Source organism: Glycomyces lechevalierae (assembly GCF_027622945.1).
Lineage (GTDB): Bacteria > Actinomycetota > Actinomycetes > Mycobacteriales > Micromonosporaceae > Glycomyces > Glycomyces rutgersensis.
In genome coordinates this window covers 33182-58145 of the sequence record NZ_JAPZVQ010000001.1, presented here as the reverse complement: position 1 = coordinate 58145, position 24964 = coordinate 33182, and the positions used below count along the sequence as shown (strand labels likewise).

Here is a 24964-nt window from a genome sequence, read left to right as displayed (position 1 = left end):
TGCTCCCGCTCTCCTAGCCGCGCCTGGGCGGGGTGCCGTAGACCGGCCGGTACTCCGCGAACTCGGTCGTGAACAGCGCCAGCCCTTCGGTGATCCCCGGCAGGCGCCGCTCGACACCGTGCACGGCCTCGGTCGGCATGAACCCCGAGACGTAGCCCGTGGTCTCGGTCGAGAACTGGCCCTTGATGTTCGACCTGGCCTCCCCGAGCGTCTTCAGGACCGCGTTGCCGGTCCCGGCCGGGAACTCCACGTTGAAGCTGTTGACCGGCTCGCAGACCTCGGTCCCGGCCTCCTTGAGCATCAGATCCAGGAGGAACGCGGTCACCGCCCGGAAGTCGTTCGCCGTGCTCGCACGGCCGATGTACCCGGTCGCGGTCAGCAACACCCGGCAGTCCGTGACCGCCCAGCCGCACAGGCCTCGCTTCAAGACCTTGTGGACGGTCTCCTCCACCGCGTTGCGCAGCGCCCGCGTCAGCGAACCCCGCTCCACCTCGAGCCCGTAGTGCAGACCCGAACCGGGCTCGCCCGGCTCGAGCCGCAGCCCTACCGTGGCGAGGTGCGGCGTCTGCTGCCAAGGCCCCATCTCGTGCAGCGCCTCGACCGTGCGGAGCGGCCGCTCGACGTGGATCGCGCGCGTCTCCTCGAACTCGACGGCGATGCCGAACTCCTCATCGAGGAGCGAGGCCACGACCTCCTTCTGCACCTCGCCGTAGAGCCGCACCGCCATCTCCTCGGACAGCTCGTCCAAATGCGGGTCGACGAGCGGATCGCGCTCGGCCAGGCTCAGCAGCGCCCGGTTCAACGGGATCCGGTCGCCCGGCTCGGCCGGGCGCACCACCGTCTCCAGCGTCGGCGGCGTGAAGAACCCGCCGCTCGCCAGCGCCTCCTCCGAACCGATCGCGTCGCCGATGCGGACCTCGGTGAGGCCCTTGACCTTCGCGATGCTGCCCGGCTCGGCCACGGCCATCACCGTCTCGGTCCCGGTCGCGAACACCTCGACGCCGGTCACCTTGCCCTCGAACGACACCACGGCCCCGTCGACCCGCCGGTACGTCGTGAGCTGCTCACGCGGCGCGATCCGGCCGCTGTGCAACCGGACGTACGCGACCTTCTGGCCCGCCGCGCCGTGCTCGACCTTGAACACCGTCCCGACCGGTTCCCCCTCCGGATCCCGTTGCGGCACCGGCAGATACCGGCGGATCCCCTCGGTCAGCGCCGCCACCCCCGCGCCGGTCACGGCCGACCCGAAGAACACCGGATGCGCCTTGCCCGACCGCACCTGAGCCGCCAGCTCCGCTTCGCAGTCGAGCGCTTCGGGATCGTCGAGGTACGCGGCCAGGAACTCGTCAGAGCCCGCCGTGAGCATCTCGACCGCCAGCTCCGCGAACTCGGCATCGCCGAACGCGAACGGCACCACCGAGGCCCCGCCCGAGCCGATCTCGCGGACCGTCCCCATCGGCAGCAGCCTGGGGCTCAGCATCTCGGCCAGGTCCCGCAGCAGGTCCGCTTCGCGCGCACCCCGGCGGTCGACCTTGTTGACGAACAGGAGCGTCGGTACCCCGAGCCGTTCGAGGGTGCGGAACAGGACACGCGTCTGCGCCTGCACGCCCTCCACGGCCGAGACCACCAGCACCGCGCCGTCGAGCACGCGAAGGGCCCGCTCCACCTCGGCGATGAAGTCGGTGTGACCGGGGGTGTCGATGAGATTGACGGTGAGGCCGTCCAACTGGAACGCCACGACCGCCGACTGGATGGTGATCCCGCGCCGCCGCTCCAGGTCCATGGAGTCGGTCTGCGTACTGCCGGAGTCGACGCTGCCGACGCGGTCGATGATGCCCGCGTTGAACAGCAGCCGCTCGGTCAGGCTGGTCTTACCGGCGTCGACATGGGCGAGAATCCCCAGATTGAGATACGACAATGCAAGTCCTCGAGAGTGAGATCGACTGGAAGCTGATGAAGCACTCCGAGTTTTGGCGCATTGCGATCTCCTTCTGGCGGGGACGGACACGTCGAACCGACGATTGCCCGAGGGTAGAACCGCAGCAAGGCCCGTGCAAGCGAATTAGCGCGGGGGCCGCTAGCATTCCGGGGCATGGAGCAGACCACCCTTCAAGACGCGCTCAACGCCGAAGAGATCCGCGCCGCCAACGAACTGACCCGCCGCTGGCTCACCGGCCGCGCCGAGGTCCCGGCGGTCGCTTCCGGGCTCGGCATCTGGCCGCTGCTGGCCGTCCTCGCGACCGGCGCGGTCGAGGCCACCCTCGAAGAGCTGCTTGACGCGGCCGGCATCGACATCGGCCAGGCCGCCGACATCCCGACCGCCCTCCTGGACGCCGTCCGATCCGCCCCCGCCCTCAACCTCGCGCTGGCGGCCTGGGCCGGACCACGGGTCACCTTCGACCCCGAATGGGTCGAAGGCCTGCCGGTCGACGCCATCGGCACCCTGACCGGCGACCCGGACGTCGACCGGCCCGTCCTCGACGAATGGGCCTCCCGGAACACCGGCGGCCTCATCGAGCGGATGCCCATCGACGTCGACGAGTCGATCGAACTGCTCCTCGCCAGCGCCCTCTCGGTCCGCACCAAATGGCGCACGGCGTTCGACGAACGCGCGCCCTTCCACAGCGGCCCTTGGCAAGGCCGAGGCAAGATCCTCGCCGCCGCCTATTCCGAGGAGGTCCTGCGAGTCGGCAGCGACGCCGCCGTGCTCACCGTGCAAGGCGACGACGACATCGACGTCCTGCTCGCACTCGGACGCGAGGAGACGCCCGCGCAGGACGTCATGTCCACCCTCATCGACGCCGCCGCAGACTCAGGCTGGGGCCGCCCCGTCAGCGAACTCACCTCGGACATGCCGTCGATCGGCGTCACCTTCTTCGAATACGAAGGCCCCACCCCGCAGACCACGCCCGAGACGAGCGCGGTCGTGCCCGCCTTCAATCTCGCCAACGACCTCGACCTCCTCGAAGACGCCGCCTCCCTCGGCCTCGAACTGGCCTCCGACGACGAGTTCGCCCAGTTCGACCGCCTTGCGGCCCAACGCCTCTACGTCAGCCAGGCGAAGCAGTCCTGCATGGCGGTCTTCAGCGCCACCGGCTTCGAGGCCGCAGCCGTGACCGCGTTCGGCATCGACTGGATGGGCTCCGCCCCGCAGCCGCTCCACAAGCACCGCCGCGCGACGGTCACCTTCGACCGCCCCTTCGCCTACCTCGCCCGACACCGCCCCTCCGGCCTCATCCTCATCGCCGGATGGGTCAACGAACCGGGGGAGTAGCGCGCGGCCGAGCCGCCGATCCGATGAAGGGTGCGGCCCCGGCCCGCTAGCATGCGGGAGATGGGCACCGAGACGACACTGCAATCAGCGCTGACACCGGCCGAGGTCGCGGCGGCGAACGAACTCACCCGGCGGTGGTTCGCCTCGCGGCCTTCGCTTCCGGCCGTCGCCTCAGGGCTCGGCATCTGGCCGCTCCTGGCCGCGCTGGCGACCGGAGCCGTCGGCGAGACCCGCGACGAACTGCTCACCGCCGCAGGCATCGACGACGACCAGGCAGCCGTGATCCCGGCCGGACTGCTGCAAGCGGCCCGCTCGACTTCGGCGATCAGACTCGCCCTCGCCGTCTGGGCCGGCTCCCGAGTCACCCTCGACCCCGAATGGGCGGCGAACCTGCCCACCGACGCAGTCGGATCACTCACCGGCGACGCCGCCGCAGACAAAGCGGCCCTTGACGAGTGGGCCAGCCGGAACACCGACGGCCTCATCGACCACATGCCGCTCGACTTCGGCCAGCCGATCGACCTCGTCCTCGCCAGCGCACTCTCAGTACGCACCACCTGGGCCACCCCCTTCCAAGACTCCGGCCGCGTGTTCAAACAGGGCCCCTGGTCCAGCCTCGGCCGCTGCCGGGCCCTCACCGCGACCCTCCGGGACGATCTCCTCCGAATCAGCGACGACGCCTCGGTGCTCACCGTCCCGGGCGACGGCGACATCGACGTGCTCCTGGCCCTGGGCCGCGAAGACCTTGGGCCGCAAGCGGTCATGGACAGCCTGATCGGCGCCTCGACCGACCCTTCCTGGGGCCGCTCTTCCACCGAACTCGCAGTGGGGGAGCGGGCCGTCGGCGTCGAAGTCACCGAGACCAGATCCACGCAACCGCAGACCGGCCCCGAAATCGACGTCCAAACGGTCCGGTTCAACCTCGACAGCGACATCGACCTGAGCGAGGACGCACCCGCCCTCGGCCTTGTCATCGCCTCCGACGAGGATCGTGCCCAGTTCGATCGCCTTGCCGCCGAACCGGTCTACGTGAGCCAGGCAAAGCAGACCGCCACAGCGACCTTCAGTGCCACCGGCTTCGAAGCCGCCGCAGTAACCGCCATCGCCATGACCCGCGCCGCCGGCTTCGTGAAACCGCAGCACCGCCACGTACGAACCTCGGTCCGCTTCGACCGCCCCTTCGCCTACCTCGCCCGCCACCGCCCCTCCGGCCTGATCCTGATCGCCGGATGGGTCGACCGCCCCGAACTCGCATAGCCAACGGCAGCGAAGCGCTGGATCAACTGATGGAGTGAAGTCGGAGACCCGGCGGGGGCCGACCCGTGGTTCGACGGCCGTAGCCGTGCCCGTATCGCGGCCCGCTTCGCCCTGTCCGCGACGGGATCGGTGGGATCCGGCCAAGGTTGGACCGCCGTGTCCGGGTCCGCGTCAGGGCCGACTTCAACCGCTCAGCGACGGAGCGGCCGGGAGTCGACTTGTGGTCCGACGGCCGAGGCCGGGTCCGTATTGCGGTCAGCTTCAACCGCTCGGCGACGGAGTGGCGGGCGATGATCCCGGGCTTGCCGCCGAGGCCGGCCGGTCGTAAGTGCCAGGCGGGCCCTGGATCCGGCGCTGATCGCCGGGCGGGCTTTCGCGGTCCGTTCCACCAACGGGTCGGACTCCCAGGCGCAGTTACGATTTGAGCTGTAACTCCCAAACGCCGCGAGTACGGCTCGTCCAGGCCATCGTCAAGCCTCGTCATCTCCTGCCGCCTCCATCCTGAGTTTCGCGCTCTCGCTCCAGCGTCTGATGCCTGACTCGGGGAGGTCCTTCGACTTCCCTGTCCTACTCGCACCAGCCCCGGCACACTGTCGTTCCGTGCCTGCATCCGTGTCTGCCCTCGCAGGCATCCGATTCGCTCCCTGGGGCTTTCGCTCCTTTCGCTTCCTGCATGGGCATACTCCCGTCCTGCAGTTGCGGTTGCCCGTCTTGAAGGCCAGACCCTTTGGCTGCCTCCTGAACGCATAGCCGCGCCTGGACAGTGGTGGTGCCTCCCTTGCGCACCAAGCAGGTGCGCGTGCGGGAGATGTTCTTGCCGTGCGGGCGGCTGTGCCGAGTCGGGTCCTCTAATGCCCGATCTGGCATTGCCATTCGCAACAGCGGGTCTTACTCATGTGTGCCTCGTTCTGGACACTGCCGCGGTCGAGGTGATCCCGACCAACGATCTCCCACCCAGCACGCCCCCTTTGAAAGGGCCGTGGTCCGCTGTGGAACCCGATAGCACGAAGAGATTGAGCTGACGAGGCTCGGAATCGGTCTGGTTTGCGTTTCGGCCAGAGGCTTGGCGTAGTCTGCTTGCACCTACTCGACACCTGTACGTTTTCCGTATCCCTGTGCGTACATCAATCATCCCTCGAACAGCACCCGGCTGTCATCACCCACAGGGGTACAAGACCCTCACGTTCCGCCCCAGTCCACCTGCGCCCCAAGGGAAAAGCCGACGCCCGGCCCCCGCGGTCGGGTGTGTCGCCCGCCGCCCACACCAAACCCGCCACCCGGAATGGAACCCCCAACCCACCCCACCGTCGCTGATCGCTTGAAGCAGAACCGATCGACCACCCGCCGCCGCTGCTACTCAATCGGCGCGGCGTGCCAAGTCCAATCCGGTCCCCGCCTCCCGAACCCCTCGAGCTCACCGCGTCCCGTGGCCCAAAGCAGCGTCGGCCAAGGGTCAGTGTCCGCGGGCGCCTCGGGAAACAGCCGCGCCAGCGCCGGAGCCACCAGATCCGCCGGGGCCTCGAACTCGATCCGCAGCCCCTGCGTGAGGTCGAAGGCATGTGCCAAGGTCTCAACCACACCCATCGCCGCGAAGCCCTCCGGGTCGGCGGTGCCCCAGATGTGCCAGGATCGCGCCGTCGCCGGCTTACTGTCGACCACCGCCGCCACCAGGCCTCCGACCATGAGCAGCACCTCGATCGCCGCCTCCGGCCCGGCCTCCCGGTCCGTCACGAGCGGTCGCGCCAGCGCGCCCGGCCGGTCCCACAAGATCGTCGGCCGCCCCTCCAGGTACGGCACGGGCGGCGCGAGCCGCAGCGCGTACGAGAAGACGCCGTTGTTCAAGTGCTCCAAGGCGTCCCAGCACGAGCACTCCATCGGCCCGGCCTGCGCCTCCCAGGACTCAGCCGGTGCAGGACGCAACGCCTCGGCGGTGATCGCTACGGCGCGTTGGACATCGGCGCCGGTGACAAGGGTTCTCGACATCCTCGGACCCTAACGCCCGACATCGCCGCCGGGCAACCCGAATCAGTCGCCCTGCCAGGCGTGCCAGAGGCCCGCGTACACCCCGCCCGCCGCGAGGAGCGCGTCATGCGGGCCCTGCTCGACGATGCGACCGTCCTCGACCACCGCGATCCGGCGCCGAGGCCGCCGCCTGCAACTGGTGCGCGATGGCGATGACAGTGCGGCCCGCGAGGGCGGCCGCCAGCGCGACCTCCACATTGCCCGCGCTCGCCGGGTCGATCCCGGCCGTGGCCTCGTCGAGGATGACGATCGGCGGGTCGGCGATGACGACGCGCGCGAGCGCGATCTGCTGGGCCTCTGCCGTGGTGAGCTGGCGGTGCTCGGGTCCGAGCATGGCGTCGAGCCCGGCCGCGACGGCCCAGCCCGCGTCGACGCGCCGCAGCGCGTCGACCAGCCGCGCGTCGTCGGCGTCCGGGGCGGCGAGGATCAGGTTCTCTCGCAGCGTGGCGGTGAAGACGTAGTGCTCCTGGGTCACGAGCACGACCCGGCGCCGCAGGTTCTCGACGGCGATGTCGCACACCGGGACGCCGCCGAGTGTGGCCGTCCCGGTCCGCGGCCGGTCGATCCCGGCGAGCAGCCGCGCGATGGTCGACTTCCCGGCGCCCGAGGGCCCGACCACGACCAGTCGTTCGCTTTCGCGCGGGTGCAGACTCAGCCCGTGGAGCACGTCAGGTCCGTCGCCGTACCCGAAGGTGACGGCGTCGAGTCGCAGGTCGTTGCCGTCCGGGACGGCTTCGCGGGAGGGCGATTCGACGAGCCGCACGCCCGCGATGCGCGCCAGCGCGGCCGCTCCCTGCTGGAAGTCGCTGAGGTGGATCATGACCCCGTTGGTGGGGTTGGCGATGCGCACGACGACGGTGATCGCGGCGACGGCCGTGCCGATGCTCAGGGCGCCTTGGAAGTACCAGAACGCGGCGGCGACCACGGTGAGTAGCAACTGGATCCGGTTGAACCAGAGCAGGAAGAAGAAGAACTCGACCTGCAGCCGAATGAGCCGCTTGAAGCGTCCGAACAGGGTCTCGGCGCGCGCGTAGCCGAGTCCGCGCCGCTCCTCCTGCATGGCGAGCGCGGCGACGGTGCGTGCCCCGCTCCCGGAGGCGGCGAGCGTCTCGGCGGCTTCGCTCATGGCCGCGCGCTGCTGGGTGAACACCCGGTTCGCCTGCCGGAGGTACCGGCGCGCCGCGAGCAGCAGCGGCGGCAGGGTCAGGAGCGCGACGAGGCCCAGCAGCGGGTCGACCACGAACAGCGCGATGTACAGCACCAGCACCTCGATGAGGGAGGTGACGATCGTGGGTCCGTTGTCGCGCAGGAGGTCCGCGACGATGTTGACGTCGGCGGCCGTGCGGGTGCCGAGGTCGCCGCGGCCGGCCTGTTCGACGCGGTCGAGCGGCAGCCCGAGCACGCGGGCCACGACGTCCTCGCGCAGGCGTGCCGCGGCGCGTTCGCCGAAGCGGTATCCGGCGAGCCGGCCGAGGCGGCTGAGCACGAACTGGAGGGCCACGCACCCGAGGATGACGCCGCACACGAGGTTGACGTCGGCCGCGCCCCAGCCCGCGCCGATCCCGTCGACCACGCGTCCGAGCAGGACGGGGATGGCGACGCTGAATCCGGCCGCGAGCGTGTACATGACGAGGACCTGCGCGGCCGGTCCCTTGTCGGCGGCGAGCAGGTCGAGGAAGGCCCGCCGGACCTGCGCGGGGTTCGCGATCGGCAGGCGCGCGCGGGTGTCGGTGGCGCTCATGCGGACTCCTCGTGGGACGCGAGCTTGCGGTATGCGGGTTCGGCCAGGAGTTCGGCGTGCGTGCCGGTGGCGTGCACTTTGCCCTCGACCATCCACACGACGCGGTCGGCGTGGACGAGCCACAGCGGCGACGCGGTCACCACCAGCGTCGACTGCGACGCGCGGGCGGAGGCCACGCGGGTGGCGATGAGCGATTCGGTGTGGGAGTCCACGGCCGAGGTCGGTTCGACCGCGAGGAGGGTCTGCGGTTCGGCGGCGAGGGCGCGGGCGAGGCGGAGTCGCTGGCGCTGTCCGCCCGAGAGGTTGCGTCCGCCTTCGGCGATGCGCCCGTCGAAGGAGGCGCCGAGGCCCGTGTACACGTCTGCGGCGCAGGCGGTCTCGATCGCGGCCGAGGCCGCATCGGGCCCGACCCGCAGCGTCTCTCCGAGTGAGGCTTCGAAGAGGTAGTCCTCGTCGGTGAGGAGCATGATCCGTTCGCGGACCTCCGCGAGGGCGTACGCCTCCAGTGGTTTCGCGCCCCAGATCGCCTCGGAGTCCCGGTACCGGGCGAGGCGCTCGCAGGCTTCGGCCGCGGGGGCGGTCTCGGCGGTGACGAGGACGGTGAGCCCGGTGTCGGGCACCGTGAGGCCGGAGTCGGGGTCGGTGAGCTCGCCGCCGCCGCTTCGCAGCGTCCCCTGGTCGTCCACATCGGTCGAGACGGCGAGGAAGCGGGTGAGGCGTCCGGCCGCGACCCAGCTCGCCACCAGGTAGTTCGCGGAGATGATGAAGTTGCCGGAGATCGCGATGAAGATGGTCGCGAAGCTGAACGCGGAGGCGAGGCCGCCGATGCTGAGCGAGCCGTCCACGGCGAGGAGCGCGCCGGCCCAGGTGATGACGGCGACGAAGACGATGGGGATCGAGTTGCGCAGCGCGTGGATCCACGAGCTGGAGTTCGCCACCGCGTACCCGCGTTCGCGCAGTGCGGTCGACTGCTCCCGGTACCGCGCGGTGAACAGCAGGTCCCCGCCGATGCCGCGCAGGACCCGCAGCCCGCCGACGATGTCGGCCGCCTGCGCGGTGAGCCCGCCGACCATGTCCCGGTAGTCCGACTGGCGCCGTTGGAGGCTCTTGAGAAGCGGCCCGGCGACGAGGCCGGTGACGACGCTCCCGGCGATCACGATGCCGCCCAGGAGCGGATGGATCGTCCACACCAGGATCGCGCCGATGAGGAACATGGCGAGGTTGTTGACGAGGAACCCGAGCTCGGTGACCGTGTGCGCCGCCTTGCGCATGTCCTCGCTGGGCAGGTTCACCAGCTCGCCGGCGGAGACGCGGCCGCGCACGCCGGTCCCGGCCTCGTTGAGGTGGTCGGCGAGGCGCCGCACGATGATCCGCTGGCTCGAGGCGTCCGCGGTGTTGAACTGCCGGAAGCCGAGCACCCAGAACGAGGCCTGCGCCGTGACCGCGAGGGCCATGAGCCCCAACCAGAGTGCGAGGGCGCGGCCGTCGCGGGCGATGAGTCCGTCGTCGATGATCCGGCTGAGCATCCACAGTCCGCCCATCGAGGCGCTGCCCGCGATGAGGTAGAACAGCGATCCCAGCGCGATGCGGCCGGCGTGGCGGCGGGCGAGATCGGCGAGGAAGCGCAGCGGGGTGTGCGGCCGTGCCGTCTCCGGCGGCCTTGGTCTGGAGGGCATGGGTCCCAAGCTTACCGGCCGACCGGTTTTCCAGAAACCGCTTAAACTGTCGCATTCCCGGCTGTGCCAGTTCCGGACGGTCCCGTTTGCGCCGCTTGCGAGCGGGGAACCCGGGTGTCCAAGAACGACGGACAACTGAGTGAACGGAGCCGACATGGCACACGTCGTCACGCGCTACAACCCTCTCATCGTGCACGTCATCACCGCGGTGTTCGGCGCGATCGCGCTGATCATCCTGCTGCACTTGGGATTCGTCCTCCTCGAGGCCAACCCGCACAACCCGCTGGTGAACTTCATGGCCGATCTCGCCAACTGGTTCTCCTGGCTGTTCCGCGACATGTTCACCGGCATCGAGGACCCGAAGGTCCGCGCCGTCGTGAACTACGGCATCGCGGCCCTGGTCTACCTGGCGATCGGCGGGCTCTTCTCGGGCTTCGGCCGCCGCTGGCACGACTGACCCCGCATAACCCGGTTGACTTGAAATTTCAAGTTCCTGTGCGGAGGGACACGTTCCCCAGTAGTGCGCGCTAGCCATTAGGTATGCCTTACCTAATCTGCTCCCGTGCCCGACGCCCTCCCGACCACCGCCGCGACCCGCCGCCGCACCCCGGCGCGAGCCACGGCGGTGCTCGCCGTCGGCCTTGCGGCCCTTGCCGTCTGCGTCGCCCTCAGCCTCGCCCTCGGCACCCGCCCCGTGCCCCTCCCCACCGTCGTCGACGCCCTCCTCGGCCACGACACGAGCCGCGACGCCCTCGCCGTCACCGGCATCCGCCTGCCCCGCACCGTGATCGGCCTCGTCGTGGGCGCCGCCCTCGGCCTCGCAGGCGCCGTCTGCCAAGGCGTCACCCGCAACCCCCTCGCCTCGCCCACCACCCTCGGCGTCAACGCCGGCGCGGCACTGGCCGTCGTCACCGCCATCCACCTTCTCGGCCTCACCCGCCCCGCCGAGTTCCTGCCCTTCGCCCTCGCCGGAGCCGCGCTCGCGGCCGTCGCGGTCTTCGCCCTAGCCCGCGGCGCGGGGGACCTCGACCCGGTCCGCTTGGCGCTCAGCGGCACCGTCCTCGCCTCGGTCCTCGCCGCCTGGACCTCCGCGGTCCTCCTCACCTCTGAGCAGACCCTCGACGAGGCCCGCTTCTGGCTCGTCGGCTCGCTCGCGAGCCGCGGCCTCGACATGCTCGCCCCGGTCGCCGCCCCGCTCCTCGCCGGTGCGCTCCTCGCGTTCTTCGTCGCCCCCGCACTGAACGCCCTCAGCCTCGGGGACGAGACCGCCGCCGCCCTCGGCGTCCCCGTCGCCCGCACCCGGCTCCTCGGCGGCGTCGCCGTGGTCCTCCTCGCCGCCTCCGCCGTCGCCGTCGCCGGACCCATCGCCTTCATCGGCCTCGCCGCGCCCCACCTCGTGCGCGCCGTCATCGGCCCCGACCACCGCCTCCTCCTGCCCGGCTGCCTCATCGGCGGCCCGGTCCTCCTGCTCGCCGCCGACGTCCTCGGCCGGATGCTCCTGCGCCCCACCGAGATCGAAGTCGGCATCATCACCGCCTTCCTCGGCGCGCCCCTCCTCGCCGTCCTCGCCAGGAAGGCCGCCCGATGAGCGAGACCCGGCCCGAATCCGACGTCGAACCCGCTGACGCCGCCGCGGAGCGAACGAAGCCGCACCGACGGCCCTCGCCGATCGGATCGCGCCCGCTCGCCCGCCCTCGGACTTCGCCCGCCGCACTCGCGCCGAACACGGCAAGGTCCGGCCACGCAACCGCTCCCGTGCACCGCGTCAGCGCCATCGCCCGCCAGCGCCGCCGCGTCGCGCTCCTCGCCCTCGCCGGGCTCGCGCTCCTCGCCGCCGCGATGCTCGCCGGGATCTGCCTGGGCGAGAACGACCTCAGCCCCGCTCGCGCCCTCAACGCGCTGTTCTTCGGCACCGGCGATCGCGGCGACGTGCTCCTCGTGGGCCGCTTCCGCACCCCGCGCGTCCTCAGCGCGGTGATCGCCGGAGCCGGGCTCGCCGTCGCCGGCGCGGTCCTGCAGCGCGTGGCCCGCAACCCGCTCGCCAGCCCCGACGTCGTCGGCATCACCGGCGGCGCGTCCCTCGGCGCGACCGCCGCCGTGGCCCTCGGCCTCGCCGCGCCGCTCACCCCGGTCGCCGCTCTCGGCGGAGGCCTCTGCGCCGCAACCGTTCTCGGGCTCCTCGCAGTGCAAATTGACGGCTCGCAAGCAGCGCCGAGACTGAAAGGCGGCATCAGCCCGACCCGCCTCGTCCTCGTCGGCCTCGCCGTCCAGGCCGGCCTCACCGCCGCTGTGAACCTCTTCATCGTCCGCTTCCCCGCCGAGCTCGCCTCCTCCGCGCTGCACTGGACCACCGGCTCCCTCTACGGCCGCAACTGGAACGAGACGATCATCGGCGCGGTCACCATGACCGCCGCCCTCACAGCAGCGTTCGCGCTCCACCGCCGCGCCGCCGTCCTCGACCTCGGCGACGACGCCGCCGGCGCCCTCGGCGTCCGGCCCGGCCCCGCCCGCCTCCAACTCCTCGCGGTCGCCGTCGTCCTCGCCTCGCTCGCGGTCGCGCTCACCGGCCCCGTCGGCTTCGTCGCGCTCGCCGTCCCGCACCTCGTCCACCGCCTCGCCGGACCCCCGACCCCCGGCACCCTCGCCCTGAACGCCCTCGCCGGAGCACTCCTGCTCCTCACCGCCGACCTCGTCGCCCAGCACGCCCTGCCGCTCGACGGCCTGCCCGTCGGCGTCGTCACCGCCACTCTCGGCGCGCCGTTCCTGCTCGCGCTCATGGCCCGCCAGAACCGACCCGACCCGAGGACCGCCCGATGACGAACGCCCCCAACGCCATCACCGCCGAGAACCTCCGCATCGGCTACGGCCGCCACACCATCGTCGCGGACCTCGACCTCACCCTCCCCGGCGGCCGCGTCACCGCCATCGTCGGACCCAACGCCTGCGGCAAGTCCACCCTCCTGCGCGGCCTCGCCCGCCTCATCGCCCCCGCAGCCGGCACGGTGGCCATCGACGGCGACGACGTCCACCGCATGAGCGCCCGCGCCCTCGCCCGCCGCCTCGGCCTCCTCCCGCAGCAGCCCGTCGCGCCCGAAGGCATCAGCGTCGAAGCGCTCGTCCGCCTCGGCCGCTACCCCCACCAGCGCGCCCTGCGCCCCTGGTCCGCAGCCGACAGCGCCGCCGTCGAGACCGCCTTGGTGCGCACCGGCACCGCCGCACTCCGCGACCTCCCCGTCGACCACCTTTCCGGCGGCCAGCGCCAGCGCGCCTGGATCGCGCTCGCCCTCGCCCAGGACACGCCGCTGCTCCTGCTCGACGAACCGACGACCTTCCTCGACCTGCGCCACCAGCTCGACGTGCTCGACCTCGTCTCCGAACTCAACGCCACTGCGGACCGCACCGTCGTGATGGTCCTCCACGACCTCGGCCAGGCCGCCCGCTACGCCGACCACCTCGTGGTCATGCGCGACGGCGCCCCCGCCGCGGTCGGACCGCCCGCCGACGTGCTCACCGCCGAGCTCGTCGAAGACGTCTTCGGCGTCCCCTGCCGCGTCGTCCCCGATCCCGAGACCGGCACCCCGCTGGTGGTTCCGCGCGCGAGCGCCCGGCACCGCCGCCCCTGATCCTCGCAAGCCTGACACCCCCTGCACCCGAAAGGAACCCATTGATGAAGTCCACGAGGAGCGCCGTGCGCGCCGCCGCGGCCCTGCTGGCGACCGCCGCGCTGGCCGCTACGGCCGCCTGCGGCGCGGCGGGCACCACCGGTGACGCCGCCGAAGAGGCGACCGACGCGACCGGTGCGTTTCCGCGCACGATCACGCACGCCATGGGCGAGACCGAGATCCCGGCCCAGCCCGAGCGGGTCGTGGTCCTCGACTCCGGCGAGCTCGACGACGTGACGCTCCTCGGCATCGAGCCGGTGGGCGCGGTCGCGCCGCACTTCAAGAGCGGCGGCGGGTTCCCCGAGTACCTCGCGTCGATGACGGAGGACACGGTGGACGTCGGCCCGATGGAGGAGCCCGACCTCGAGAAGATCGCCGAGCTCGCGCCGGACCTGATCCTCTCCTCGAAGATCCGCCACGAGGCGATCTACGAGGACCTCGCCGCGATCGCCCCGACGGTGTTCACCGAGACCACCGGTGTCGCCTGGAAGGAGAACCTCGCGGTCCACGCCGAGGCGCTCGGCCTCGAGGACGAAGCGGCCGAGGCCCTCTCGTCCTACGAGGCGCAGGCCGCCGAGCTCGGCGCCGCGATCGAGACCGCCTACGGCGAGATGCCCACGGTCTCGATCGTCCGCTTCGTCGCCGGCCCGACCCGCCTCTACCAGAAGGCCACCTTCTCCGGCGTGATCCTCGAGGATGTCGGCGTCGCCCGCCCCGAGTCGCAGGACGTGGACGACTTCGCCCTCGAGGTCGGCCCCGAGCAGATCGACCTCGCCGACGCCGACCTCCTCTTCGTCACGGTCGCGGACGACCCGGAGAAGACCGAGCAGGAAGCGGCCATGGACAACCCGCTCTGGGCGCAGATGGAGGCCGTGAAGAACGGCAAGGTCTTCAACGTCGCCGACGAGATCTGGATGAGCGGCATCGGCATCCAGGCCGCCCGCCTCGTCCTCGCCGACCTCGCCGACGCCGCCGGCGTCGAGCTCCCCGCCGCCTAGCATGAGCCCCGGCCGCTCCCCACTCGAACGGGGGAGCGGCCGGCCCCTTCGCGAAACGGCGTTGCGGCGCCGGGAGCGGGACTGTCATGCTGCAGCGCATGGCCGACCCGATCGAATCGCTCCGAATCCGCTTCCGGACCCATACCTGGACCCCCGTCGGGCTCGGACACTCCGACGCCCACGTGTGGCGACTCGACGGCCCGACTTCGCTGTTCGTCAAGGCGGGCACCGATGTCGCCCGCGAGGCGAAGGCCCTCGCCTGGCTCGCGGGATACGACCTCGGCACCCCTGAAGTGGTCGACGCGGGTACGACCGCCGACGGCCGCGACTACCTCGTCACCACGGCCGTCCCCGGCCGCTCCGGCGCCGAGCCCTGGCCCGAGGCCGACCGGAAGCCCGTCGTGCAGGCGATCGGCCGCTATCTGGCCCGCTTCCACACCCTCCCGGTCGACCAGTGCCCCTTCGCAACCGAGGCCGACCCGGGGCCGGATCCCGTGGTGTGCCACGGCGACTTCATGCTCCCGAACGTGATCCTTGATCCGAAGACGCTCGAGGTCAACGGCGTGGTCGACGTCGGCACTCTCGGCGTCGCCGACCGGAGCCGCGACCTACATGACATGGTCTGGAGCCTTACCGCCGGCCTCAACCCGCAGTACGGCGCGGCCTACGCCGACGTGTTCAGAGCGGCCGCGCGTTCAGTCGCCGCGTGAGTCGTACTCCTCGCGGTTGGCGAGCACTTCGTCCATGTGCGACTCCGCCCAGTCCTTGATGCCGTGCATCAGATGATGGAGAGAGCGACCGAGGTCGGTCATCTCGTAGGTGACGGTGGTCGGCACGGTCGGGGTCACGGTGCGGGTGACCAGGCCGTCGCGTTCGAGTGAGCGCAGGGTCTGGGTGAGCATCTTCTGGCTGACCCCGGCGAGCCGCCGCGACAGCTCGGAGTACCGCAGCGCGTGCGGCTGCCCGCCGGTCCCGCCGTCCGGGCCGTCGCCGCCCAGCGCGGCCAGGACCAGCGCGACCCACTTGTCGGAGATCCGGGCCAGCAGGCGGCGGCTGGGGCAGGCGGCCAGGTACGCGTTGTACTTCGCCTGCGCCGCTTCACGCTGCTGCGCTGCGGTCATCGTGGGCATGCGTCGAACCTTCCTACTTCCGGGTGGCCTACGCACTTCGAAGTGCGTACTTCCCAATAGAGAGTTACCCATGCAAAGTAGAGCTGTCAAGTCCGAACCGCAACAGCAGGAGCACCACCATGAGCACCGCCACCTACCGCGCCGCCGTCGTCCGCACCCCGAACGGCCCTGACTCGATCGAGATCGTCGACGTCCCGCTCGCCGAGCCCAGGCCCGGCCAGGTCCGGGTCGCGGTCGCCGCCGCCCCGGTGAACCCCACCGACCTCGGGGTCGTGGGCGGTTTCTTCCATGCCATGGGCATGATCGACCAGCCCGAGCACACGGGCCTGGGCTGGGACTTCGCCGGCACGGTGGACGCGGTCGGCCCCGGTGTCAACCTGGCCGAGGGCACCCGGGTCGCCGGTGTCGTCACCGGCTTCGACCGTGACTTCGGCACCTTCGCCGAGCGGCTCATCGTGGACGCCGCCGACCTCGCCGCGGTGCCCGACGGCCTCGGACTGGACGCCGCTTCGACCGTGCCGCTCAGCGGCTTGAGCGCGGCGCAGATCGTCGACCTGCTCGGCGACGCGCCCGCCGAGGGCGCCCGGCTGCTCGTGACCGGCGCGGCTGGTGCGATCGGTGCGAACGTGGTCTCGCTTGCGCGCGACCGGAACTGGCGGGTGACGGGTCTGGCCCGAACCGGCGACGAGGCGTTCGTGCGGGGTCTGGGCGCCGAGTTCACCACTGTGGCGGAGCCGGGCTGGGACGCGGTCGTCGACACCTCGTCGCAGCAGGAGTGGGGCCTCGCCCCGGTCCGGGACGGCGGCGTCTTCGTCGGAGTCCGCCCCAACATCGTCCCCGAGGCCGAACGGGGGATCACCGTGAAGACGCTGATGGTGCAGTCCGACGGAGCACGCTTGGGCGAGCTGCTCGCGCGTGCCGCGGCCGGCCGCCTCGCGACCCGGGTGCACGCGGTCATGCCGCTGAGCCGGGCCGCGGAGGCCTACAAGGCCACGGCCGAAGGCGGCCTGCGCGGCCGCTACGTCCTCCAGCCCTGACCGCGGCGAGCGTCAGCTCTCGGTGCGCCAGCGCAGATCGGCCGCAGCGACGACCTCGCCGAAGCGCGGGAAGTTCAGGTTCACCGCCGCCTCGTGCTCGGCGAGGGTCAAGGCACTCATGGCGTCTTCGGCGAAGACCAGGTCGTAGCCCTGATCCGAGGCGGCCCTCGCCGTCGACTCGACGCCGAGATTGGTCATGATGCCGGCCATGACCAGCGTCTCGGCGCCGTGCGACCGGAGCGTCGCGTCGAGATCGGTGCCGTAGAAGCCGCCGATGCTGCGCTTGACCACCACCGCGTCGGCCAGGTCCGCGATCGGTTGCGACAGTTCGCTTCCCGGCGGCTGCTCGGCGACGTTCGGGCGTTCGACCCGGATCGCCACCACCGGGGCGCCCGCAATGCGGGCGCCCTCGGCGAGGGCGATCGAGGCTTCGAGCACCGCTTTACCCGTGCGGGGCTGCATGTCCAGCTCGAGGAGTCGCGGCATCAGGTCGACCAGGACCACGGCGGTCCGTTGGGGGTCAAGCACAGTCATGCGCCAACAGTAATTCAGCCGGCGTCGCGCATCCGGAGGAGCTTTCGCGCTTCGACGGTGGTGATCGCCGGCCGCTGCGCCAGCGCTGCCGCCTCCGCAGCACGCTCGACCAGCTGGTGGTTGCCTCTGACCGGCTGCCGCCGCGCGAACGAGACCGTGTCCTCCATGCCGACCCGCAGGTGCCCGCCGTGGGCCAGCGAGGCGAGCATGACAGGGAGGGTCGTGCGGCCGATGCCCGTGGCGGAGAACGTGGTCCCCTCCGGCAGGTACCGGCGCACGCCCTCCGCGAAGGCGGTCACCGTGGAGGCGTCGCCCGCCGCGCCGCCGGGCACCCCGAGCACGAAGTCGACGTGCACGTGGCCGCCGAACGGCAGGCCCTCCTTGTCGAGCAGCCGTTCCAATGCGGCCAGGTGGCCGAGGTCGAACAGCTCGTACTCCGGCACGACCGCCTTGTCCCGCATGCGGTGGTGCAGTTCGACGATGAACGCCCAGCGGTTCATGAAGACGTCGTCGCCGAAGTTCACGGTCCCCATCGTGCAGGAAGCCATGTCCGGTTCCGCGTCGAGCACCGCGAGCCGCGCCGCCTCGCCGTCACGGACCGAGCCGCCCGTCGAGAGCTGCACGATCAGGTCGGTCGTGTCCCGAAGGGCCGCAACGGCATCGCGCAACCGCACCGGGTCGAGGGTCGGCTTCGCCCGGTCGTCCCGCAAGTGCACGTGGATGATCGAGGCCCCGGCGTGCTCGCAGCGCTTCGCGGTGTCGACCAGCTCGTCCAAGGTCACCGGCAGCGCCGGGACCTCGTCCTTGTCGACCTCGGCCCCGGTGGGCGCCACGGTGATCAAGGTGCCGGTCACGCGACCTCCGCCGCACTGTCGTCGAGAGCGGCACTGCCCAGAACGTTGCTGTCCTGTCGCGCCACGGCCTGGCGTGACTTCGCGGCCGCCGCGTTCCCCGCGTCGCGGACCTGGACCGGCGGGTGCATGTGCCGCCACCATTCCTGCCCGGCCTTAGGAAGTGTGTCGATCGGGTCGTAGAACGGGTACCGGCGGGTGAGCGCGTCGGGGTCGTCGGCCTCGATGGAGGTCCGGTAGTTCTTGGTCCAGTACGAGATCCCGAGTTCCCGGTCGTACTCGGAGAGCTGGTGCACCCACCGCTTGCCGACCATCGGCACGTCGCAGATGATGCGCGGTGTCGCGTACCCGGGCAGGTACCCCATGATCGCGGTCTGCAGCTCCTGCGCCTGCGCGACGGAGGTCCGCCAGTGCTCGGCGTTCGGGATCATGTCGCACATGTAGAAGTAGTACGGCAGGATGTTCGCCTCGCCCTGCAGCGCGAAGCACAGGTCGAGGAGGTCGGCCTGGGTGTCGTTGACGCCGCGCATGAGCACGCCCTGGTTGCGCACGTCCCGCACGCCCGCGTCGAGCATCGCCGCCGCCGCCCGCGCCACGGCGGGGGTCACCGAGTTGGCGTGGTTGATGTGCGTGTGGATCGCGAGGTTGACTCCCTGCCCGGCGGCGCGCTTGGCGACGCGGGCCATGCCTTCGACGATCTCGTCCTGCAGCCAGTGCTGGGGGAGACCCATCAGCGCCTTGGTGGCCAGGCGGATGTCGCGGATCGTCTCCACATCGAGGAGGCGGTCGAGGAACCGTTCGAGCTGCTTCCACGGCAGGTTCGCCACGTCGCCGCCGGAGACGACCACATCCCGCACGCCGGGGTGCGCTTCGAGGTAGTCGAGGATCGCGGTCTGCCGGTCGACGGGTTTGAGCGCGAGCCGCCGCTTGTCCACGGTGGGGGTGGAGTTGCCGACGAGGTCCATGCGGGTGCAGTGCCCGCAGTACTGGGGGCAGGTCGAGAGGAGCTCGGCGAGCACCTTCGTCGGGTACCGGTGGGTGAGGCCTTCGACGGCCCACATGTCGTGCTCGTGCAGGGAGTCGCGGGTCGCGAAGGGGTGCGAGGGCCAGTCGGCGTGCCGGTCCGAGGCGACCGGGAGCATGTACCGGCGCACGGGGTCGGCGTAGAACGCATCCGTCCAGGAACCGGGGGCGGTCTCCTCGATCGCGGGCGCCATCGTGTTGAGCATCTGCGGGGGCAGCAGCATCGACATGGTCGCCGAGCGCTCCATGTCCGTCGCCAGGTCCTCGTAGAACGACTCGTGGAGCCGGTCGCCCACGACCACCCGGAGCTGCTTGACGTTCTTGACGCAGTGCACGCGCTGCCACTGCGCCGAGGCCCACTCGGCCTCGGTCACGTCCGCCCAGCCGGGGAACCGCGTCCAGTCCGGTTCCTCCAGCCTGCGACGCCGGTACTGGTAGGGCTGTTCGATCACGGGTGCTGTGTCTCCCGTCGGTCGATCCGACACCTTCTCACCTCCATGTCCGGGCTGTTGGCCCGGTGAAACCGCGCAGACGGGGATGACCGTCCTTGTGACGAGGATAACCTTCCGTTACTGTAGTGCGCTAGGTCCCGCATATTGAGACTCCATAAATTCCTCGCTACAAGAAGGGCGGCAACGATGTCGACAGGCTCACCGGTCGGATCGCACCGAGTCGTCAGTCCCGCCGGAGCGCTGCCACAAGCGGCCGACCGGCTCGACCCCGATCCCCGCATCGCCGACGACGAGGTCCGCATCCGCGTCGAACGCCTCAACCTCGACGCGGCCTCCTACCGGCAGCTCCATACCGCCCACGGGGGCGACGGCGATGCCATTCGCGCCGACGTCCGCGACATCATCGAGCGCCGCGGCAAGATGCACAACCCCGTCACCGGCTCCGGCGGCATGCTCATCGGTACCGTCGACGCCGTCGGGCCCCGCTCGCCGCTCGGCCTCAAAGTCGGCCAGAAGGTCGCCACCCTCGTCTCGCTCACTCTGACCCCGCTGCACATAGATGATCGATTGGAGCAGTGGGACGGCAGATCCGAGCAGGTTCCGACCAGCGGCCACGCGATCCTCTTCGCCCGCTCCATCGCCGCCGTCCTCCCCGACGACCTGCCCGAACACCTCGCGCTCGCCGTCCTCGACGTCTGCGGCGCGCCCGCGCTCGTGCGCAGAGTCGTCGCCCGCCGCGCCGACCCCGCCACAGTCGCCGTCATCGGCGCCGCCGGGAAGTCCGGCTCGCTCTCCCTCGCCGCCGCCCGCGACGCCGGCGCAGCGACAGTGGTCGCCGTCGTCCGCGACGAGATCGAGGACGCCCGGCTGCGCTGGGCCCACCTCGCCGACGACATCGTCATCGCCGACGCCACCGACCCGCTCCGACTCGCCCGCAAGGTCGACAAGGCCCTCGACGGGCGCGGCGCCGACGTCACCGTCGTCTGCGTCGACGTCCCCGGCTGCGAACACGGCGCGATCCTCTCGACCGCCACCGGAGGCACGATCATCTTCTTCTCCATGGCCACCTCGTTCTCCGCCGCCGCCCTCGGCGCCGAAGGCCTCGCCGCCGACGTCGAGATGCTCATCGGCAACGGCTACGTCCCCGGCCACGCCGAATACGCCCTCGACCTCATCAGAGGCAACGCGCACCTGAAGGACCTCTTCATCGACCGCGTGGGCGAGGAGTCCTGATGACCGCCGAACTCCCGCTCGACCCCGCCGTCGTCGCCGAGGCCCGCCGCCTCGCCGCCAAAGCCGCCCAACCCGTCGTCGACATCGCCCGCAGCCACACCACGGTCTCCGTCGAACGCGCCACCCTCCGCCTCGCCGGACTCACCGGCGCCGACCCCGACGGCATCCCCTGGGTCAACCGCCTCGCCGACGCCGTCCAGGAACAGGTCGGCATCGAGCACGGCATCGCCCTCCCGGTCTTCCACGCGCTCAAGGACTTCCCCGACCTGGAACGCCTCGCCCACGCCGCCGCGGCCGGCGGCGTCCGCTTCGCCCTCCCCACCGGCGGCGACAAGCAGACCGCCCGCGCACGCGCCCAAGCGGCCGTCCTCCACGGATTTGACCGCATCGACCAGTCCCGAAGCAGGCGAGACGCACTCGTCGCCGAGATCGGCGACCCGCCCCAGCGCCCCTGGATCTACCTCATCGTCGCCACCGGCGACATCTACGAGGACATCCCGCAGGCCCAGGCCGCCGCGAAGGCCGGAGCCGACGTCATCGCCGTCATCCGCTCCACCGGCCAGTCCCTCCTGGACTACGTCCCCGAAGGCGCCACCCGCGAAGGCTTCGCCGGCACGTACGCCACCGGCGAGAACTTCCGGCTCATGCGCGCCGCCCTCGACGAGACCTCCCGCGAGGTCGGCCGTTACATCCGCCTCACCAACTACGCGTCCGGCCTCTGCATGCCCGAGATCGCCGCGCTGGCGGGGATGCACCGGCTCGACATGATGCTCAACGACTCGATGTACGGCATCCTGTTCCGCGACATCAACCCGATCCGCACCTTCGTGGACCAGCGGTTCAGCCGCCAGGTGCACGCCCGCGCCGGGATCATCATCAACACCGGCGAGGACAACTACCTGACCACGGCGGACGCGGTGGACGCCGCGCACACGGTCACCGTCTCGCAGCTGCTCAACGAGCGGTTCGCGCACGAGGCCGGGCTCCCGGACCCGCTGCTCGGCCTCGGGCACGCGTTCGAGATCAACCCCGAAGTGCCCGAGTCGTTCCGGCTCGAGCTCGCGCACGCGCTCCTGGCCCGCCAGCTGTTCCCGGACGCCCCGCTCAAGTGGATGCCGCCGACCAAGCACATGACCGGCGACGTCTTCCGCGGGAACCTCCTCGACGGGTTCTTCAACCTCGCCGGTGTCATGACCGGGCAGTCGATCCTGTTGGTGGGCATGATGACCGAAGCGGTCGTCACCCCGTGGCTCTCGGACCGCGACATCGCGCTCCAGAACGTGCGGTACGTCCTCAGCGCGTGCGCCGGGCTCGCCGAGGACTTCTATCCGCCCAAGGACGGCTTCATCGCCAACCGCGCCAACCAGGTCCTCGGCGAGGCCGTGGACCTGCTCGGGAGGATCGTGGACGACGGCCTGCTCAACGCCATCGCCGACGGCACCTTCGGCATCATGAAGCGCCCCGCCGACGGCGGCCGGGGCCTCGACGGCGTCGCGAAGCGCGCCGAGGACTACTGGAATCCCGCAGCGGCGATCCTGGACGGTGACCACGCATGAGCCGCATCATCAGGCCCTACGGGGACACCACCGGCGACGGCATGGTGCAGCTCTCCTTCACCCTGCCCGTCCCGCACGACAAGCGCGCCGAGGGCGCGGCCCTCCAGCTCGCCGCCAAGATGGGCCTCGACGGCGCGATGCTCGTGCACGCCAAGCCCATCGGGGACGGCTACACGTTCTTCGTCGTCTACGGCGCCTCGACGCACCTCGTCAATCTCGACGAGGTCAAAGTGGTCGAGAAGGACTACCCGCACCTGAGTCCCAAGGAGGTCAACGACGCGATCCGCGAGAAGCTGGGCCGCAAGCTCTGCGTCGTGGGCGCCTGCATCGGGACCGACGCGCACACCGTCGGCATCGACGCGATCCTCAACATCAAGGGCGTCGCGGGGGAGAAGGGCCTGGAGTACTACCGGGAGCTGCGGGTCGTGAACCTGGGCGCGCAGGTCGCCGTGCCCGACCTCGTCAACCGCGCGGTCGACGAGGAGGCCGACGCGGTCCTGGTGAGCCAGGTCGTGACCCAGAAGGACGCCCATCTCCACAACACCCGCGAGATGGCCGCCGCGTTCCGCGAGGCCCTCCCGCCGGGGAAGCGCCCGCTGCTCGTCGTGGGCGGGCCCCGCTTCGACGAGGGCGCGGCGACCGAACTCGGCGTCGACCGCATTTTCACCCGCGGCACCACACCGTCCGATGTGGCCTCGTATCTCGTCCACCGTCTCGTGACTATGAAGGAGTCCGTATGAGCGCCAGTCATGACGGCGTCTCGGTGACCCACCGCCGCTACATCCCCTACGGCCACGCCCACTACGGCGGCAACCTCGTGGACGGCGCGTACGGGCTCGGCCTGTTCGGCGACGTCGCCACCGAGCTGTGCATCCTCACCGACGGGGACGAAGGCCTGTTCGCGTCCTACGCGGACGTCCAGTTCAAGGCGCCGGTGAAGGCCGGGGACGTCGTCGAGGCCACCGCCACGGTGACCCGCACGGGCCGCCGCAGCCGCACGATCGAGTTCACGCTCAAAGTGGTCTGCCGCGCCGACCCGGAGCGCGGCGACTCGGCCGCCACGGTGCTCGACGAGCCGATCATCGCGACCACCGCGACCGGGACGGTCGTGGTCCCATGAGGAGCGCCCCGTGACGAACGCCGTCGTCTGCGTCGACGTCGGATCGACCTACACCAAGGCCGCCGCCGTCGACGCGGACACCGGCGACCTCCTCGGCACCGCCTCCCGCCCGACCACGATCGGCACGGACGTCATGGACGGCCTCCGCTCCGCCGCCGGTGAGGCGGTCCCCAAGGGCGCCAACGTCGTCGACACCCTCGTCTGCTCCTCGGCGGGCGGGGGCCTGCGCCTCGCCGTCATCGGCAACGAGCCCCTGGTGACCGCCCGTGCGGCCTACCGGGCCGGGCTCAGCGCAGGAGCCCGCGTCGTGGACGTGCGCGCCGGGACCCTCGCGGCGGAAGATTTCGTGGAGCTCGCCGCCTCCCGGCCGGACGTGATCCTCCTGGCCGGAGGCACCGACGGCGGCGACGAGACCGCCCTGCGCGCCCACACCGCGCTCCTCGCCGAATCAGGGCTGCGCACCCCGGTCGTCCTGGCGGGCAACGCGAACGCCGCCGAGGACGTCACGACGATCCTCACCCGGGCCGGAATCGACACGACCCGGGTCGCGAACGTCCTGCCGCGCATCGGCGTCCTCAACCCAGTTCCGGCCCGGACCGCGCTCAGAGAGGTGTTCCTGCGCCACGTGATCGCCGGGAAGCACCTCTCCGCCAGCGCCGACTTCACCCGCATGGTCAAGGCCGCCACCCCCGACGCGGTCCTCACTGGCGTCGAGCTCCTGGCCGAGCGGACCAGGACGGATCTCCTCGTCATCGACGTGGGCGGCGCGACCACCGACGTCTACTCGGTGCTCACCCCCGACGCCGAGATGGAGGGCCCGCGCGCCGAAGTCGCCGGGACCGCTTGGCGCTCAAGGACCGTGGAGGGCGACCTCGGCGTCCGCCACACCGCCGTCGGCATCGTCGAGGCCGCCGACGAGGAGGACCTCCCCACCGGCTGGGGCCTGCCGGAGGCCGCCCGTCTCAGGGCCGCGAACCCCGCGTTCCGGGCCTCCGACCCGGCCGACGACGCGGAACTGAGTGCCCTCGCCGCCCGCATCGCGGTGCGGCGGCACGCCCGCGGCGAGCGGATCGGCGGCCCCACCGAGCCGCTGCGCGGCGGCAAGGACCTCGCGGCCGTGGGCCTGGTGGTCGGCTCCGGGGGGATCCTGCGCCGCGACCCCGAGGCGGCCGTGTGGCTGCGCGAGGCCGTCGGCGCGGACACTTCAGGCGGCGTGCGGCCTCCGAAGGACGCGCGAGTCGTCATCGACACCGACTACCGGCTCGCCCCGGCGGGTCTGCTCGCCGCGAACGGGTACCGCCATGCCGCTGAACGGCTTTTGAGCCGGGTCTTCGGCTAGTCCGAGGGGGCTTGTCCGCCTCGCGCTCCGGTGCGACGATGCCGCTGACCTCGGTCAAC

General features: G+C 71.2%; 22 protein-coding genes. 14 read left to right on the top strand and 8 right to left on the bottom strand.

The window, feature by feature from the left end; all coding sequences use genetic code 11:
• Nucleotides 1-13: 13 nt before the first annotated feature.
• The gene (locus O2L01_RS00260) at nucleotides 14-1918 is read right to left on the bottom strand and encodes a GTP-binding protein (protein ID WP_270119353.1); all 1905 of its coding nucleotides are present in this window, start codon (nucleotides 1916-1918) and stop codon (nucleotides 14-16) included.
• 174 nt (nucleotides 1919-2092) lie between these two features.
• Here O2L01_RS00260 and O2L01_RS00255 point away from each other — a divergent pair, with 174 nt between their 5' ends.
• Both O2L01_RS00255 and O2L01_RS00250 read left to right on the top strand, forming a co-directional pair.
• A complete protein-coding gene (locus O2L01_RS00255) occupies nucleotides 2093-3274 on the top strand; it encodes a serpin family protein (protein ID WP_270119351.1) in 1182 nt (393 codons plus the stop codon).
• A 60-nt stretch (nucleotides 3275-3334) separates the two neighbouring features.
• A complete protein-coding gene (locus tag O2L01_RS00250; protein ID WP_270119349.1) occupies nucleotides 3335-4531 on the top strand; it encodes a serpin family protein in 1197 nt (398 codons plus the stop codon).
• A gap of 1353 nt (nucleotides 4532-5884) precedes the next feature.
• Here O2L01_RS00250 and O2L01_RS00245 read toward each other — a convergent pair.
• The 3 genes from O2L01_RS00245 to O2L01_RS00235 all read right to left on the bottom strand — a co-directional run bounded on the left by O2L01_RS00245 (nucleotide 5885) and on the right by O2L01_RS00235 (nucleotide 9970).
• Nucleotides 5885-6514: a hypothetical protein gene (locus O2L01_RS00245; protein WP_270119348.1), complete on the bottom strand. Its 630-nt coding sequence runs from the start codon at nucleotides 6512-6514 to the stop codon at nucleotides 5885-5887.
• Nucleotides 6515-6617: 103 nt separating this feature from the next.
• Nucleotides 6618-8294 carry an ABC transporter ATP-binding protein gene (locus O2L01_RS00240; protein ID WP_270119347.1) on the bottom strand — a complete coding sequence of 559 codons (1677 nt, stop codon included), beginning with the start codon at nucleotides 8292-8294 and terminating at the stop codon, nucleotides 6618-6620.
• Complete coding sequence (locus tag O2L01_RS00235) at nucleotides 8291-9970, bottom strand: ABC transporter transmembrane domain-containing protein (protein ID WP_270119346.1); 1680 nt, start codon at nucleotides 9968-9970, stop codon at nucleotides 8291-8293. The genes O2L01_RS00240 and O2L01_RS00235 overlap by 4 nt, the downstream gene beginning before the upstream one ends.
• 154 nt (nucleotides 9971-10124) lie before the next feature.
• Here O2L01_RS00235 and O2L01_RS00230 point away from each other — a divergent pair, with 154 nt between their 5' ends.
• From O2L01_RS00230 to O2L01_RS00205, 6 genes are all read left to right on the top strand, one after another.
• Nucleotides 10125-10427, top strand: a complete 303-nt coding sequence (locus O2L01_RS00230; protein WP_270119345.1) for a hypothetical protein — start codon at nucleotides 10125-10127, stop codon at nucleotides 10425-10427.
• Between the two features lie 105 nt (nucleotides 10428-10532).
• A complete protein-coding gene (locus O2L01_RS00225) occupies nucleotides 10533-11558 on the top strand; it encodes a FecCD family ABC transporter permease (RefSeq protein ID WP_270119344.1) in 1026 nt (341 codons plus the stop codon).
• A complete protein-coding gene (locus O2L01_RS00220) occupies nucleotides 11555-12787 on the top strand; it encodes a FecCD family ABC transporter permease (RefSeq protein WP_270119342.1) in 1233 nt (410 codons plus the stop codon). Before O2L01_RS00225 ends, O2L01_RS00220 begins: the two co-directional genes overlap by 4 nt.
• Nucleotides 12784-13593, top strand: coding sequence for an ABC transporter ATP-binding protein (locus O2L01_RS00215; protein WP_270119341.1), 810 nt, complete (start codon nucleotides 12784-12786; stop codon nucleotides 13591-13593). The genes O2L01_RS00220 and O2L01_RS00215 overlap by 4 nt, the downstream gene beginning before the upstream one ends.
• Before the next feature lie 44 nt (nucleotides 13594-13637).
• The gene (locus O2L01_RS00210; RefSeq protein WP_270119340.1) at nucleotides 13638-14630 is read left to right on the top strand and encodes an ABC transporter substrate-binding protein; all 993 of its coding nucleotides are present in this window, start codon (nucleotides 13638-13640) and stop codon (nucleotides 14628-14630) included.
• Between the two features lie 98 nt (nucleotides 14631-14728).
• Nucleotides 14729-15340 carry a phosphotransferase gene (locus O2L01_RS00205; RefSeq protein WP_270119339.1) on the top strand — a complete coding sequence of 204 codons (612 nt, stop codon included), beginning with the start codon at nucleotides 14729-14731 and terminating at the stop codon, nucleotides 15338-15340.
• Here O2L01_RS00205 and O2L01_RS00200 read toward each other — a convergent pair.
• Nucleotides 15326-15760, bottom strand: a complete 435-nt coding sequence (locus O2L01_RS00200) for a winged helix-turn-helix transcriptional regulator (RefSeq protein WP_270119338.1) — start codon at nucleotides 15758-15760, stop codon at nucleotides 15326-15328. The genes O2L01_RS00205 and O2L01_RS00200 overlap by 15 nt on opposite strands.
• Before the next feature lie 119 nt (nucleotides 15761-15879).
• Here O2L01_RS00200 and O2L01_RS00195 point away from each other — a divergent pair, with 119 nt between their 5' ends.
• Complete coding sequence (locus tag O2L01_RS00195) at nucleotides 15880-16797, top strand: alcohol dehydrogenase catalytic domain-containing protein (protein ID WP_270119336.1); 918 nt, start codon at nucleotides 15880-15882, stop codon at nucleotides 16795-16797.
• A 12-nt stretch (nucleotides 16798-16809) separates the two neighbouring features.
• Here the strand turns inward: O2L01_RS00195 and O2L01_RS00190 are convergent, their stop codons facing one another.
• The 3 genes from O2L01_RS00190 to O2L01_RS00180 are packed head-to-tail and all read right to left on the bottom strand — an operon-like array spanning nucleotide 16810 to nucleotide 19657.
• Nucleotides 16810-17331, bottom strand: a complete 522-nt coding sequence (locus O2L01_RS00190) for an isochorismatase family protein (RefSeq protein ID WP_270119334.1) — start codon at nucleotides 17329-17331, stop codon at nucleotides 16810-16812.
• A 14-nt stretch (nucleotides 17332-17345) separates the two neighbouring features.
• The gene (locus O2L01_RS00185; RefSeq protein ID WP_270119333.1) at nucleotides 17346-18185 is read right to left on the bottom strand and encodes a beta-keto acid cleavage family enzyme; all 840 of its coding nucleotides are present in this window, start codon (nucleotides 18183-18185) and stop codon (nucleotides 17346-17348) included.
• The gene (locus O2L01_RS00180) at nucleotides 18182-19657 is read right to left on the bottom strand and encodes a KamA family radical SAM protein (RefSeq protein ID WP_270119331.1); all 1476 of its coding nucleotides are present in this window, start codon (nucleotides 19655-19657) and stop codon (nucleotides 18182-18184) included. The genes O2L01_RS00185 and O2L01_RS00180 overlap by 4 nt, the downstream gene beginning before the upstream one ends.
• Nucleotides 19658-19843: 186 nt before the next feature.
• Between O2L01_RS00180 and kdd the strand changes: the two genes are divergently transcribed.
• Genes kdd through O2L01_RS00155 form a run of 5 tightly spaced genes read left to right on the top strand, consistent with a single transcriptional unit; the run spans nucleotide 19844 to nucleotide 24905 of the window.
• Nucleotides 19844-20890 (top strand): L-erythro-3,5-diaminohexanoate dehydrogenase, encoded by a 1047-nt coding sequence (gene kdd, locus O2L01_RS00175; protein ID WP_270119330.1) that lies wholly within the window; start codon nucleotides 19844-19846, stop codon nucleotides 20888-20890.
• Nucleotides 20890-22446 (top strand): lysine 5,6-aminomutase subunit alpha, encoded by a 1557-nt coding sequence (gene kamD, locus O2L01_RS00170; RefSeq protein ID WP_270119329.1) that lies wholly within the window; start codon nucleotides 20890-20892, stop codon nucleotides 22444-22446. The genes kdd and kamD overlap by 1 nt, the downstream gene beginning before the upstream one ends.
• Entirely contained in the window at nucleotides 22443-23186 is a 744-nt protein-coding gene (gene kamE / locus O2L01_RS00165) for a lysine 5,6-aminomutase subunit beta (protein WP_270119328.1), read from the top strand. Before kamD ends, kamE begins: the two co-directional genes overlap by 4 nt.
• On the top strand, nucleotides 23183-23566 hold the full coding sequence (gene kal / locus O2L01_RS00160; protein WP_270119326.1) for a 3-aminobutyryl-CoA ammonia lyase: 384 nt from the start codon (nucleotides 23183-23185) through the stop codon (nucleotides 23564-23566). Before kamE ends, kal begins: the two co-directional genes overlap by 4 nt.
• 10 nt (nucleotides 23567-23576) lie before the next feature.
• On the top strand, nucleotides 23577-24905 hold the full coding sequence (locus O2L01_RS00155; RefSeq protein WP_270119325.1) for a glutamate mutase L: 1329 nt from the start codon (nucleotides 23577-23579) through the stop codon (nucleotides 24903-24905).
• The last annotated feature ends 59 nt before the right edge of the window (nucleotides 24906-24964 follow it).